This is a genomic window from Acinetobacter sp. AKBS16, from assembly GCF_002899995.1.
Taxonomy (GTDB): domain Bacteria; phylum Pseudomonadota; class Gammaproteobacteria; order Pseudomonadales; family Moraxellaceae; genus Acinetobacter; species Acinetobacter baumannii.
In genome coordinates this window covers 23,689-37,114 of the sequence record NZ_POYH01000066.1, presented here as the reverse complement: position 1 = coordinate 37,114, position 13,426 = coordinate 23,689, and the positions used below count along the sequence as shown (strand labels likewise).

Annotated in this window: 13 protein-coding genes; 2 read left to right on the top strand and 11 right to left on the bottom strand. The window is 39.2% G+C overall.

What is annotated here, in order from left to right; all coding sequences use genetic code 11:
• The first annotated feature begins 46 nt into the window (after nt 1–46).
• Complete coding sequence (ruvX, locus tag C1642_RS12035) at nt 47–487, top strand: Holliday junction resolvase RuvX (protein ID WP_000127528.1); 441 nt, start codon at nt 47–49, stop codon at nt 485–487.
• Between the two features lie 56 nt (nt 488–543).
• Here ruvX and C1642_RS12030 read toward each other — a convergent pair whose 3' ends face one another.
• Genes C1642_RS12030 through C1642_RS12020 form a run of 3 tightly spaced genes read right to left on the bottom strand, consistent with a single transcriptional unit; the run spans nt 544 to nt 3,883 of the window.
• Entirely contained in the window at nt 544–1,545 is a 1,002-nt protein-coding gene (locus C1642_RS12030; RefSeq protein WP_001072475.1) for an HlyD family secretion protein, read from the bottom strand.
• Between the two features lie 39 nt (nt 1,546–1,584).
• Entirely contained in the window at nt 1,585–1,791 is a 207-nt protein-coding gene (locus C1642_RS12025) for a DUF1656 domain-containing protein (protein WP_000503613.1), read from the bottom strand.
• Entirely contained in the window at nt 1,784–3,883 is a 2,100-nt protein-coding gene (locus C1642_RS12020; protein WP_000925020.1) for an FUSC family protein, read from the bottom strand. Before C1642_RS12020 ends, C1642_RS12025 begins: the two co-directional genes overlap by 8 nt.
• Before the next feature lie 495 nt (nt 3,884–4,378).
• Between C1642_RS12020 and C1642_RS12015 the strand changes: the two genes are divergently transcribed.
• A complete protein-coding gene (locus tag C1642_RS12015) occupies nt 4,379–5,152 on the top strand; it encodes an IclR family transcriptional regulator (protein WP_001018361.1) in 774 nt (257 codons plus the stop codon).
• A gap of 194 nt (nt 5,153–5,346) precedes the next feature.
• On the opposite strand, the gene C1642_RS12010 is transcribed toward C1642_RS12015, so the two are convergent.
• The 8 genes from C1642_RS12010 to lpxO all read right to left on the bottom strand — a co-directional run bounded on the left by C1642_RS12010 (nt 5,347) and on the right by lpxO (nt 13,417).
• Entirely contained in the window at nt 5,347–5,958 is a 612-nt protein-coding gene (locus C1642_RS12010; protein ID WP_049081961.1) for an alpha-ketoglutarate-dependent dioxygenase AlkB family protein, read from the bottom strand.
• A complete protein-coding gene (locus tag C1642_RS12005) occupies nt 5,955–6,809 on the bottom strand; it encodes a methylated-DNA--[protein]-cysteine S-methyltransferase (protein WP_001178156.1) in 855 nt (284 codons plus the stop codon). Before C1642_RS12005 ends, C1642_RS12010 begins: the two co-directional genes overlap by 4 nt.
• 122 nt (nt 6,810–6,931) lie before the next feature.
• Nucleotides 6,932–7,519 carry a CDP-diacylglycerol--glycerol-3-phosphate 3-phosphatidyltransferase gene (gene pgsA / locus C1642_RS12000; RefSeq protein WP_000206941.1) on the bottom strand — a complete coding sequence of 196 codons (588 nt, stop codon included), beginning with the start codon at nt 7,517–7,519 and terminating at the stop codon, nt 6,932–6,934.
• A gap of 118 nt (nt 7,520–7,637) precedes the next feature.
• Entirely contained in the window at nt 7,638–8,432 is a 795-nt protein-coding gene (locus C1642_RS11995) for a thioesterase family protein (protein WP_000055159.1), read from the bottom strand.
• Between the two features lie 120 nt (nt 8,433–8,552).
• Nucleotides 8,553–10,352 carry an excinuclease ABC subunit UvrC gene (gene uvrC / locus C1642_RS11990; protein WP_012300759.1) on the bottom strand — a complete coding sequence of 600 codons (1,800 nt, stop codon included), beginning with the start codon at nt 10,350–10,352 and terminating at the stop codon, nt 8,553–8,555.
• 133 nt (nt 10,353–10,485) lie between these two features.
• On the bottom strand, nt 10,486–11,016 hold the full coding sequence (locus tag C1642_RS11985; protein WP_000929592.1) for a peptidoglycan hydrolase: 531 nt from the start codon (nt 11,014–11,016) through the stop codon (nt 10,486–10,488).
• A 232-nt stretch (nt 11,017–11,248) separates the two neighbouring features.
• Nucleotides 11,249–12,292: a lysozyme inhibitor LprI family protein gene (locus C1642_RS11980; protein WP_001099004.1), complete on the bottom strand. Its 1,044-nt coding sequence runs from the start codon at nt 12,290–12,292 to the stop codon at nt 11,249–11,251.
• A 210-nt stretch (nt 12,293–12,502) separates the two neighbouring features.
• Nucleotides 12,503–13,417 (bottom strand): lipid A hydroxylase LpxO, encoded by a 915-nt coding sequence (gene lpxO / locus C1642_RS11975; protein WP_000598896.1) that lies wholly within the window; start codon nt 13,415–13,417, stop codon nt 12,503–12,505.
• Nucleotides 13,418–13,426 lie beyond the last annotated feature (9 nt).

Here is a 13,426-nt window from a genome sequence, read left to right as displayed (position 1 = left end):
TTGGTGTAGATCGTACATGGCTGGCTTCTGAAATCGGGCACGCCTAATGACCGCAACGCAATCAAAATCAATTATGGCTTTTGACTTTGGCACTCAAAAGATGGGAATGGCGATTGGTCAGTCTGCAATTGAAAGTGCTAACCCATTACCACTTTTTGTGATGAAAGATGGTATTCCCAACTGGGACCAACTTTTAAAAATTGTGAAAGAGTGGCAGCCTGATTTATTTATTGTTGGTCTTCCATTGAATATGGATGATAGCGAGTCAGAACTTTCAACACGGGCACGTAAGTTTGCACGTCGCCTACGCCATCAAACCAATATTGAAACGTGGATGGTCGATGAACGACTCACCACTCGTGAGGCAAGAGAAGAACTTGGTTTTTATCAAGAACAAGGCCGTGCCAAGAAGTTGTCAGCCGATAGTTTTGCCGCGGCTTTGCTAATTCAGAGCTGGTATCGCAATCCTGTTGGTTTAACGCCATAAAATAAAAAAGCATGTTTCAAACATGCTTTTTTATTGAGTTTAAAAACTTAAGCTTTTTATTTTTCAATAATATGTACTGTAGCAGTACGGCCAGATACAAAAGCCAACTCATTTTTTGGTGCTTCGTCTAACACAATTTTTACAGGTACACGCTGCGCTAAACGAACCCAGCTAAATGTCGGGTTTACATTTGCAAGCAGTTTCGAACTACTTGAACGCTCACGGTCTTCAATACCCGATGCAATACCCTGCACATGGCCTTTAATTTTCTGTCTATCACCCATTAATTGCACAGTTGCTTCATCGCCAATATGAATACGGTCTAATTTTGTTTCTTCAAAATATCCCACAACATAAAGCTGCTTACGATCTAGCAATGCTGCAACCGCTTGTCCAACTTGAACATAATTACCCGGACGCAAATCAAAGTTAGATAATGTTCCATCTGCCGGTGCAACAACAGCCGCACGGTGCATATTGAGTTCTGCTAAATGTAAATTACTTGTTGCTGCTTCAACCAATGCCTGTTGCTGTTTAATAGTGGCTTCAGCTTGTTGAATAGCAGCTTGGAGTTGCTCATGTTCCGCGTGTGATTGATCGCGAGTTGCAAAGACCTGATCTTGTTCTTGCTTAGAAATCGCACCATCCATTAAGTTTGAATAACGGTTTGCGTTTTTCTCGGCTAACTTAATGTTAGTACTCGACTTAATCAAGTTTGCTTTGGCTTGGGCTAGACCTGCTTGTGCTTGAGCATAGGCCGCTTTTGCTTTTGCCAAATCAGATTTTGCTTGCTCTACATCTAAAGCTCGGCGAGAGACATCAATTTTAAAAAGCACCTGACCTTTTTTTACAGTCTGGTTATCTTGAACCAATACTTCCGTTACAAGGCCTGCTACATCTGAAGAGACCTGAATAACGTCACCACGAACTCGACCATCACGTGTCCACGGTGCTGCATTATAGTAGTTCCATAAATGCACAATGGTATAGACAGCAATCATTAATGCGACAATCAAAATCACTGGACGGATGACTTTTTTCAACTCCAATTGATTCATTTTACTCACCTAACTCAATCTTTAATCTGGCAATCATCTTTAAGCACCTAACCCAACAAAAATTTGGTGTATCACCAAAAGTAGTAAAAGGTAAAAACACAAATTGAAAATACTGGGTAATGCAATCCAGCCTTGTGCAATCCATTTGTTGGTTAAGGGACTTAACCAGCGAAAACATATATATGCAAAAATGGCTTGGACGAGCAAAGCAGGCACGTAAATACCGTAGACATTAAACTCACCCATGCGCTGTGGCTCCTGTAAGCGTACGATCTGCATTCATTTGGTTTGATGAAACATGACACATGCTATAAGCAATATTATTTAGTGAAATAAATAATCTTTGACGCAGAGTCATATCTTCAATATTTGAAGCAAGTTGTTTAAGTTCAAATAAGGTTTGGTGAATGTGCTGTACCAATACATCACTTTCACCTTTTTCATTTTCTTTAGCTCTAAATAGCTCATCTAAATCTTGTTGCAAACGGCCAATGTGATGGGCTAATTCCGAAGATATCGGAACTTGATTTGCGAGCTCTTGTAGTCGGCTTAAATCAATGATCGCACTTGATTCAACCAAAGCCTGTTGAATAGATTTTTTAATCTCTTCTGACTGAACCATTTTAGTATTTAAGACACCAACACGGTCTAACATCCCCCGTAAGTGAACTTTAAATTCAATACCATAAGGAATGTATATGGCTTGGCGCATCGCACGGTAATGTAAAGCCAAAATACGGTTTGCACTGGTATCGGGTGACATGGCACGCACAACATCAATAACGACTAATGACACCAATACGCCCATGACCATACCAAATGAGCTATCTAAATAAGACACTGCGTCCATGCTGTAAGCATTGTGCAAGTTCAGCCCCATCATGGTATTAATACCTAGCACCATCCCGACCGGCATGAGTGCCTGATTCGCCATCATGGAAACCGCAAACAAGAACATTGGTAATAAAACGAGTCCAAGTTCCCAAAACGTTGTGACATGAGGAAAAATACCAAACGCGTAAATAAAAACTAAAACCGCCGATGCCACACTGCCCCATATAAAAATACGTAAGACAGGAACAGGGTTATCTAGGGCTGTTAAGATACAGGCAGTGACTGCACCGATCTGTGCCATCATAAATCCAGCTTTCCAGCCAGAAAGAATCCACACACCAGTCACAATAAATGTAATCAGCACTGCACTAATACCCCCTCTGACTGCCACACCATGATCTCGATGTAAACTTGGATAGGTCGTAGTCATTGGGGTAATGTTATCTGGAATCTCTTTATTACCTTGCTTGATGCGTTGCCATAAAACTTTTACAGCTAAAACATTACTAATGAAATGACGCACATCCATTTTCATGGCAGCCAATAACACTTGCTGATGTTCAGAAGCCGAATCATTTAAGTTCAAGAAATCATTTTCAAACTCGTCAGGTAACTGCAGAATATTTTCATCAGTCATCTGATCTTTTTGTTCAAGAAAATGAATCACATGCCCTGAAAGCTGCTTTAATTTATCTGAATGACTTTCAATAAAATTGAGTTCTTGCAGTTGTTTAATTCGTTCAGATAAAGCAACCAAGTTCGCGACCACCATCGACATTTGATGGAGCATTTCTTGCAAAGGTTTGGTCATCCCATGCAACTCACCTTTTTCATAGCTCAAGTGAACTGCCAGAGCATGAATATCGGTCGTATCACGAGTAATAGCAGCTAAAAGCTGTGTATTGTTTTGCTGTTGATCTGCATTTAACAAATTAGCAAACAGGTTTTCTGTATCTTTGAGGGTTTTCGTTACACGCTGTTTGATTGCCGAACCAATATGCATGGGCAAAATAGTCGCAGACACAACCGCACTCGAAATCACACCAATTGAAATCTCAAGTACACGAGCCAAAGCAATATCAAAAATATTGTACTGATCAATATAAGTAATCGCGTTATACACAATCATTGCGGTTGAATAACCAGCCAACATAAATGCATAACTGCGAGGAGTCCGATCTAATAAAGACACATAAAGCGCAAAGCCCACCCATAGTGATAACACAACCGTAAAGATCCACGGCGTATTAATCAAATGCGGAGTAATGGTTAAGGCAATAATGGCCCCGCCTACCGTTCCCAATAAACGATAAACACACTTAGACGACACCATACCCGAATAAGGATTGGCGATAATCAGGACGGTACCGATCGACCACATTGGATTAATCAGGTCTAATTCGAACGAAACAAATAATGCCAACATACCGGCAATAAATGTCTTTATTGCAAAAATTAGATCAAGCTTACTCGGGCGGAAAGCCAGTATTTGCTTTAATAACATGAACTCATCTCAAATATAGATTTGAACTGATGAGCATGCTCATCAGTGTCCGTTTGCTTTTAAAAAAAGACAATACGACTTTGTCATTTGCCTATAAGACAAATGAGTTAATGAGAGCATCCTTCAATACAATGATTTTTCCTACATCTCTGCATGATGTACCGAGATGATTTCAGTTTGACCGCTATTTATACGACCAAGCTTAGGAAAGAAGAGACATCGAGAAAGCCGGTAGAATAAACCACTTTCTCGATTAGATATTTTGTTGCACAATTTTTTCAAATTAAAGTGATTTAGTCAACTAAAATATCTTTATTTGATAATTTGATATGTTTTTAGTTAATCATATATGATGTGTGAATCAAGAGAACTTTTCTGATTCTGAGCGTAAAATATTTAAATCAGGTAGTTATCTTAGAATTGAGACAAAGCTTCAATTTTTCTGTTATAAGAACTCAAGTGTGACCCGTTTATTAAGGATACGAATAAGACATCATGGCAATTTCAAGTTTTGGCAAAATTTTAACCGTACTGGATTTATTTTCCGTTTCACGACCAGTGATTAATGTCGATATTATTTGCGAAGAACTTGGCTTGTCTAAACCGACCAGCTACCGTTATCTGAAAGAACTCGTATCAGCCGACTTATTAAAACGTATTAATGGTACTTCTGGCGATTACACTTTAGGCTCAAAAATAGCAGTTCTTGACTATGTATCTAGAACAACCGACCCATTGGTCCAAATCAGCACGCCATTTATGCGAAATATTGTAGAGCGTACTGAACTTTGCTGTTTACTCACCTATTTAAATGATGACTACTGCATTGATATTCATCATGAGATTTTTAAAGATACTGAATTACTTTCATATGGTCGAGGCTGCCCACGCCCGATTTATGTTGGGGCCTCACCAAAAACGATGGTTTCACATTTAAGCAAACAACGCATGCATGACTACTATGAACGTTTTCAACATGAGCTGTCTGAATCAGGTTTTGCTGTAGACGAACCTAGCTTTATTCAACGTATGCGTAAAATAAAAAAACAAGGCTTCTATTTCTCGCAAGGTGAGATTGACCCGAATGTTTCCGGGCTTGCTGTACCCGTTCGTTTTTCGAGTAAAGAAGTTCCTTTGGCTTTAACGTTAGTCGCATCAAAGAACCGCTTCGATTTTTTAAATATTGAAAAGTTGATTGAAATTTTGCAAGAAAACGCGGCATTGATTGAGCAGCGTTTTATGGAACTTTCAGAAAAGGGCGAGATCTAAAATAATATTTTTGATAATTTAAAGTTTTCTTACACTTTGAAGCATTGAAAATATCCAAATATTCTCATATTATGATTTTAGCACCTATTGATGGTTCTTTTCATCAGCAGCTCATCAATAGTAGGCTCTCCCTCAGAGGAATAAGCTCATGTTGCCATCATGGGCTTTTTTCTTGCCCAATTTTTAGAAAAAACTTATGAAAATTTGAACTGACGAAAAGTCAGATTAATGCGTGGTTGTAAAATCTTGGTTGAACGATTTAAATGGTGTTGCCAATATTGTTGAGTCTCACCACGCATCACAATAAGTTGACCCGGTTGTAGCCACATCTCAACTTTTTCTTTGGTTTGAATATGCCTAAAAGAGAATTTCCGCGTTGCTCCAAAACTTAAAGAGGCAATTGTAGTGGTTCTGGCTAAAGACACATCCGAATCACTATGCCAAGCCATTCCTTGTGTTCCATCTTCATACAGGTTTGCCAAGCAAGAATTAAATTTTTCTGAGAGGATCTGCTCTACTTGCTGTTTTAGCTGAGCAAGTGCTTTGTCCCACGGTAAAGAATCACGAAAGACACCAGAATATTTATATCGATAATGCTCATCTCCATACCAAGCAACTTTACGAGGTGTTATAAAGTGCTTGCCATATAGCTTCGCTTCATCATGTCGCCACGCCAAATGGTGGTACAAATAATGAAAATATTGTTCAGCTTCTTCGACAGTTAAAATACATCCATAATCCTGAACCTCACCATCATAAGGCAATAAATTTGAACAAGGTTCTGGAGAAAATAAATCTAGTGTCATGCAATCTCCCCTTGCTGCTTAGCCATTTCCCAAGCTAACAATGCCAGTTTACGCCCTTTTTGCCAATGGTACTCACCGACCATTCCTGTTGCGCGAATGACCCGATGACATGGAATTAAATACGCAATCGGATTTTGGCCAATTGCTGTAGCCACTGCTCTGACTGCTTTAGGTTTTCCAATTTGCTCAGCAATATCTTGATAGGTTCGTAACTGTCCTTCGGGAATAGTAAGCAGTGCCTCCCATACTTGTAGCTGAAATGGTGTTCCTGCAAGATTAAGCGGTAATTTCTGCTGTAAATGTTCTGAGAAGTCTTGTCTAAACCACTGTGCAATCTGTTGATGCCACATCGGAGAGTGATTTTTTAACTGAGCTTTCGGAAAATACTGTTTAACGATTTCTTGTATGTTCTCACTGTGATCAACAAAGCGAACAGAACAAATCCCTTTATCACTACTTACTACCAATAAGTCACCAAATGGACTCGTTTCAACTGAATAATTCAGTTCAACGCCATCACCTTGCTGCTTGTATTCACCAGGGGTCATCCCTTCAAGCTGAATAAATAAATCATGTAAACGACCCGTACCCGACAGTCCAGTATTTAAAGCAGTATCTAATAAGCTACGTTGCTGCATTAAATAATATTTTGCTTGCTGCAAACTCATATATTGCACAAACTTCTTAGGGCTAATGCCTACCCATTCTTGGAACTGCCGCTGGATATAACTCGGGCTTAAATTCATATATGTAGCGACATCTTCTAAGCTTGGTTGCTGGTCTAGATGTTCATATAAATATTCAATAATTGTGGCAATCGCAGCAAATTGCCGAGAAGAAAGCATTTGCATCTGTCACCTCCTTAGTACTCAATCTTACTTTAAAGTAGCCAAGGCCCCATGACGACCCGATTCTTGCACTTTCCAATAAAAAAGCCTTTCTCAAGGAAAGGCTTTTGAACATCTTTTTAACTTTATGGCTGCTTTAGGTATGGCCATGCAGCTTTTAAATAAATAAACATTGACCATAAAGTCAGAATAACGGCGGTATATAACAAAGCATAGGCCAATACTTCTAAAGGCTGCCAATTCAACAGGAATACACTAATCGCAATCATTTGAAATGCAGTTTTATATTTACCGACTGTTGATACGGCTACACTGGTCCGCGCGCCAAGTTCTGCCATCCACTCACGTAAAGCAGACACAGTAATTTCCCGTGAAATAATAACAATTGCAGCGAAAGCCATCGCAATTGTCGGTTTCCACTGCACTAAAACAATAAGTGCAGCTGCGACCATAAGTTTATCTGCAACCGGGTCTAGGAAACGGCCAAATGCTGAAGTCTGGTTTAAAGTTCGTGCTAAATAGCCATCAAACCAGTCGGTTACGGCAGCCAGCACGAAAATAGCCGTCAAGATAATATGACGTGTCATACTTCCTACGTGCTCACCAATACCTATTGCAGGCGGCCAATATGCAATCACCAAAAATACAGGAATAAGCGCAATACGCGCCAAAGTTAGGATATTTGGGATATTCAGGATTCGCCCTGTGGTCATAAACACCGCCAATTTAGTCTTCACGCATCTTTTAACAGACAAAGACACATACTTCAATATTGTATCTATCTGTAACAGCCACTTTATACGAAATATGTGAATCGAGAAAGTAGATTACTTAGGTAAATACCGTAACAGTTTGCCGCAAGATTGCAATTAAATGATCATTTTGATCCCAAAGATATGCATATTCTGTGGAGTACCCCTCAGCTGCATATTCAGTAGTTACTTTATATTTAAACCAGTCACACAACTGGTGCCGAACTGGATGAACATAAGTAATATGCCATGATAAAGAACTTGCAGGTGCAACTTGCTTAAACATAGGCAAAACACCCGGTGGCCAAATATCCATAAGAACAATCAAATCAGATAATGTCATTTGACGATTCGCATGCTGCTCTGGTGAGAACCTTGACCAGCCACCAAAGTCGGGATGTTTACTTCCCGTTACCGGATAATTCCCCTCAGCCCAACAGACTTCAAAATGCTGAAAGCATTCAGGCATATGTTTCGCAAAAGGAATGACAGATAAATTTTCAGGTGGTACATAAGCAGGGACGACTGGCTCTTGCTTTACCTCAATACTCGATGCACGAGAAGCCCCAAAACTTGCAATCAAAATCGTTTGTACTGCATCATCTTGCCATAAACGCGCTTCAAGCGTAGTGACTGACTTTCCTTCTCTTAAAACTTCAATAGTCAATCGGGCAGCACCTTGTTGTACAGGGCCTACAAAAGTAACACTACAACTTAATAATCTTTTATTTGAATCTTGAATATAGGAGCATGCCTTTTGCATTAATAACCCAGCAACAAGGCCACCAAAAACGGTGCGGCCCTGTAACCATCCTGCGGGTATATCAATCCATTCATTTTGTTTTACATCTTCCCATAGTTGCAGTAATGACATTCATATCCCTAAATCATGCGCATGGTTAAGAAATATCTTTCATCATTTTGACCAATATGTGAATGATCATTCAGCTATTAATTTACGAGCGCTTTTGTCACTCATCTTCTCAAGACATGACTACTCATGCAAAATTTTATAAATCGTTCTTGCCATCACTTCACCTAAGCCCGGCACGACTGTCAGTTCTTTTTCAGATGCTTTTAAAACACCTTGAATCCCACCAAAATGTGTTAATAAATCTCGACGGCGTTTAGGTCCTAAGCCCGGAATTGCTTCTAAAACTGAGGTGCTACGGCGTTTATCACGTTTAGCGCGGTGTTTAGTAATGGCAAAACGGTGAGCTTCATCACGCACCTGTTGAATCAAATGTAGCGCCTTACTATCTTCAGGTAACTGGATTTTTGTGCCATCGGTAAAATGAAGCGTTTCAAGCCCCGGTTTACGGCCTTCACCTTTCGATACACCTACCATAAAAGCTTCTAACCCAAGCTCTTGCATTACTTCCATGGCCATATGGAGCTGACCTTTACCACCATCAATTAAAAGCAGATCTGGTAACATTGCCTTTTTATAGCGACGCGTTAAAGCTTGGCGCATTGCTGCATAATCGTCACCCGCAGTAATATCTTGAATGGCAAATTGGCGATAATCCCGTTTACGTGCTCCACCTTGGTCAAACACTACGCATGATGCGATCGGTGCTTCACCCATGGTATGGCTAATATCAAAACATTCAATCCGATCAATTGGACGGCCAACTACCTGCTCAAGCTGGTGGAAACGCTCATTGAGTTCTAAGTGGTTACTCAACTGCCCTTTAATCGCATGTTGAACGTTCATTTCGGCAAGTTCTAACCATTCAGCACGTGTTTCTCGTACACTGCTCTTAATCTGGACTTTCTTTCCAAACTGCTGTGCTAAAGCTTCTTCCAGCTCTTTACGGTCAGGTAAGGCAGTATTCACAATCAGTTCGCTTGGTACTTCATCGGCAACTTGAAAGTAAAAGTTTGCCATGAAGTCACTTAGCATTTGTCCAAGGTCATCGCCCAACATGTCAGGGAAATAGCTTTTACCTCCTAACATACGACCGTTACGTACATGCATAATCTGCACACATGTCACGCCAGCCTGATAGGCAATTGCCAAAATGTCAGCTTCACCTTTCACTTTGAAAACAGCTTGCTGTGCTTGTACTTCGCGAAGTAAAGACAACCGATCCCGATAAAAAACCGCTTTTTCAAATTCAAGATCTGCCGCCGCCTGTTCCATTTTCGCAATCAGTTCCTGGTTTAACTCTTTGGTATCACCTTGTAAGAAACGAATACTGTTATTCACATCTTCTTTGTAATCTTCTGGTGAGACCAAGCCTACACACGGAGCCGAACAACGTTTGATTTGATATTGCAAACATGGACGTTTGCGCTGTGAAAAGTAACTATTTTCACACTGACGGACATTAAAAAGCTTTTGTAAAACCAGTAAGGTATCTCGGGCACTATAAGCACTTGGATAAGGCCCAAAGAATTTACCAATTTGGTGCTTACCTTTGCCACGTCCACTGGCAATTCGTGGATACGGTTTATCTGCCGATACAAAGATATAGACGTATGACTTGTCGTCTCGCAGCATAATGTTATAAGGCGGACGATGTTGTTTAATTAAGTTTTGTTCTAAAAGCAGCGCTTCGGTTTCTGAACGCGTAACTAGCGTTTCAATATCATAAATTCGAGCGACTAAAGCTTGAGTTTTCGGATGCTCAATGGTTTTAACAAAATAACTCGACACCCGATTTTTTAGATTTTTAGCTTTACCAACATATAACAACTCCCCCTCTTTCCCTAGCATCTTATAAACGCCTGGAAGTTGGGTCAGATTAGCTAAAATTTTTTCAATATGGGGACGAGCGTTTTGATTCACTATTGGCATACATGGCTTAATATTGAATACCTAATGTGATGTTTTCACCTTTACTTTTCAAGTGCTTTACTGTGCCAGAACCTAAATTTGAAAAGGGATAGGAAACTAGCCCGACAAAGTGTGTCGTACTTCCTTAAGAGTCGAGGCGATAGTAACTATATTTCACATCTTTTTCTTTATAGACCGCATAGGTTTTTTGACGAAAATCTGAGAACCAGCCATTACCCGTATAGCCCGCAATATGCCCGTAAGTATGACCACTGGTACGTTCGATAATATAAATATCCCCTTCTTGAGGACGATTAAATGCCGGCTTGATTTTCTTATAACCATTCTTTTCTAAGGTGTGCCCCCAGTCAGATGCAGCTACAGGATGCTTTGATACATCTGCACCCGCAGCTTGTAAGGCAATGCGAATATTCTTGGCACATTTTTCTTTACTGTGCTTTGCAGACATACTTTCAAGCTTACTTGAGAACTTATGTAGATCAATATTTTGATCTTCCGATTTATGTCGTTTAGAAGCCGGTCGATGAAGTTTTTTATTTCCCGAAGAAGCTTTGCTTAACATCGCTTTCGTTTTTAAGTCACCTTGAGAACTTTCTTCTTTTCTCACTTTGATATGGTGAACATATGCATGAGCTGCGTGATGAGCATGAGCCATTGTAAAACCTACTTCCGCTAACCAAGTCTTCGAAAAAACCGCGCCATTGTAGAATCAAAATTATCTGTTGGCTTTTAATAGTTGTAACAAATTGCCAGCACTGTGAAATAGGTCACAAAATTAATTTGTCGTTTTTAATACCTATAAAAAAACGCCCTTTCGAACTTACTAAAGATTAGTCAATCCCATCTATTTCAACACGATTGACCAAGCACTTATAGAGAGTTTCAGATTAGTTTAAATTATTTAAATAAACTGTTCGCTCTGCAGTTTTTTGAATAAAGCATTGTGTATATTGCATTTCCTGATTTTGCTTACGCATCTCAGCGGTCCAATAATCGGATTGCTTTTGGTAAGTTTCTAAGTCTTTTTCAGGAATTTCATCTACAGTCTTTTGTGCCAGCACCTTACATTCAACATCACGTTTTTTAAACCAATCCGATTGATCTTGTTTAAATTGAGTTTTTTTATCGGCACTCAATTTATCCCAAGTCAGATTTAAGCGTTCCACTTGCTTCGCTTTGTCAGCATCCAATTCTTTTTTACGAACATCCATGGCTTCCTGAGCCAGAGCAGTCTGCTCTTCATTATTTTGCTCAGATATTTGCAGATTTTCTTCAATATTTTCTTCAATCAACTCATTTTCTTTAACATAAGCTGCATATTGCACAGCTTTAGTGGCAACAAAAACCAATCCTTCAATCACACTATTTTGAGTTGGCAAGTCAAACACCAAACCTTCTTTATCTGTTTTTGTAATGTTATAGAAAAAGTCACCTTTCAATTGATCATTTTCAAGGGTCAAAGAGGATTCATTATCCGAAAAATAGTCATTGAGCGTATCCGATTCTTTATCAGAATGACGCAACTCTTCAATATATGCTTTTTCCGCACGTTTTTGTAAACCTTTAGGAAATGAAACAACCAATTGGCTTTCACAGCTGAGTTGTGTATTTTTTTGGCTTTCATCTTCTAACGGTAAAGTGCGAACATTTTTAATTTCAAACTTCAAACCTTGATTAATTTTATTAAGAATATCCGTATCAACCTGATATTGACTTTGCCTTAAACTGCGTTCGATTTGTTTCAAATATTCTTTTTTCAAAGAGGTTTGAATCTGATTTAAATTATCAGGGTATGTACAGCTCCAATCCGAAATTGCCTCGACTTTTTCTGTTTTTGATTTTGGCTCTGGCTTAGATTTACCACATCCAGTCAATATCACTGCTGCAGTGAATGTAGTTATTACTAAAGCTTGTTTCATCACCGTATTCATTTATATTCCACGCAAATTTTTAAAATTTATTAAGTACAAGAAAGGCATATATTTACCAGTCGCCTTATCATCCCAATAATTAAAATAGAATTCACCTGAAATTTTAAATAAAATACTCCCCACGCTAATAATCATCGTTTTAAATGCATAAAAATAAATCTAAATTATTTAAATAATCACAATAAAAAAACGCCCTTTCGGGCGCTTTCATTAAAATACGTATGGTCGAACAAAAATCAGGAAGAAAATTCCAAGCATGAGGAACCATTTCAAGAAGTAATACAACTTACGATTACTAGCTTTTAAAGCTTTAGCTTTAATACGAATTTGATAAACATAACCAAAGGCTTTATTTAAGCCCCCTGTTTGGTCACCTGTTTCATTCGGTGAGCTTGCCGCAGTCATTACGTTACGACCAAACCAATGATTGAAACGTTCCATCCATTTTACTTTCATTGGACGTTCAACATCGGCAAAGAAGATGATACGGTTTTGATCGGTCTTATTTTCAGCATAGTGAATATAAGTTTCGTCAAACACGACACTTTGACCGTCACGCCAAGAGTATCTTTCACCATCTACATCAATGAAACAACGGTCATCATTTGGAGTAATCAGACCCAAATGATAACGGAGTGACCCTGCATAGGGATCACGGTGTTTTACCAAACGGCTGTCAGGAGCAAGCTCTGTAAACATTGCCGCTTTAATCGTTGGTAATGTTTTGAGTAAAGCCGTTGTTTTTGGGCAAAGTTCAGCAGCTGAAGGATGGCTTGATTCATACCACTTGAGGTAAAAACGTTTCCACCCTGTTTTAAAGAACGAGTTAAAACCTAAATCATTGTAGGTACTTGATGCTTTAATCCCACCTTGGTCATATAAAGCTTTCGCTTCATCTCGAATCATTTCCCAATTTTCATCTAACACTTTTAAATCTTTAAAGTGTTGAGTGTCGATATAGGGTTGATTCGGTACCTTTGAAAAGATGTACATTAAAAAGTTAATCGGTGCGAGCAAGGTTGAATGGTCAAAAAATTGACGATAAAACGAGTGACGCACTTTGCCGCGATGTTGGATATACAATGCAGATATCACAAAAATCGCTAATATGATCCACTTAATCATATTGCTACT

What these genes read in the sequence shown, in the direction of transcription:
- ruvX (WP_000127528.1), top strand. Translation starts at nt 47, where the DNA reads ATGACCGCAACGCAATCAAAATCAATTATGGCTTTTGACTTTGGCACT.
- C1642_RS12030 (WP_001072475.1), bottom strand. Translation starts at nt 1,545, where the DNA reads ATGAATCAATTGGAGTTGAAAAAAGTCATCCGTCCAGTGATTTTGATT.
- C1642_RS12025 (WP_000503613.1), bottom strand. Translation starts at nt 1,791, where the DNA reads ATGGGTGAGTTTAATGTCTACGGTATTTACGTGCCTGCTTTGCTCGTC.
- C1642_RS12020 (WP_000925020.1), bottom strand. Translation starts at nt 3,883, where the DNA reads ATGTTATTAAAGCAAATACTGGCTTTCCGCCCGAGTAAGCTTGATCTA.
- C1642_RS12015 (WP_001018361.1), top strand. Translation starts at nt 4,379, where the DNA reads ATGGCAATTTCAAGTTTTGGCAAAATTTTAACCGTACTGGATTTATTT.
- C1642_RS12010 (WP_049081961.1), bottom strand. Translation starts at nt 5,958, where the DNA reads ATGACACTAGATTTATTTTCTCCAGAACCTTGTTCAAATTTATTGCCT.
- C1642_RS12005 (WP_001178156.1), bottom strand. Translation starts at nt 6,809, where the DNA reads ATGCAAATGCTTTCTTCTCGGCAATTTGCTGCGATTGCCACAATTATT.
- pgsA (WP_000206941.1), bottom strand. Translation starts at nt 7,519, where the DNA reads ATGACCACAGGGCGAATCCTGAATATCCCAAATATCCTAACTTTGGCG.
- C1642_RS11995 (WP_000055159.1), bottom strand. Translation starts at nt 8,432, where the DNA reads ATGTCATTACTGCAACTATGGGAAGATGTAAAACAAAATGAATGGATT.
- C1642_RS11985 (WP_000929592.1), bottom strand. Translation starts at nt 11,016, where the DNA reads ATGGCTCATGCTCATCACGCAGCTCATGCATATGTTCACCATATCAAA.
- C1642_RS11980 (WP_001099004.1), bottom strand. Translation starts at nt 12,292, where the DNA reads ATGAATACGGTGATGAAACAAGCTTTAGTAATAACTACATTCACTGCA.
- lpxO (WP_000598896.1), bottom strand. Translation starts at nt 13,417, where the DNA reads ATGATTAAGTGGATCATATTAGCGATTTTTGTGATATCTGCATTGTAT.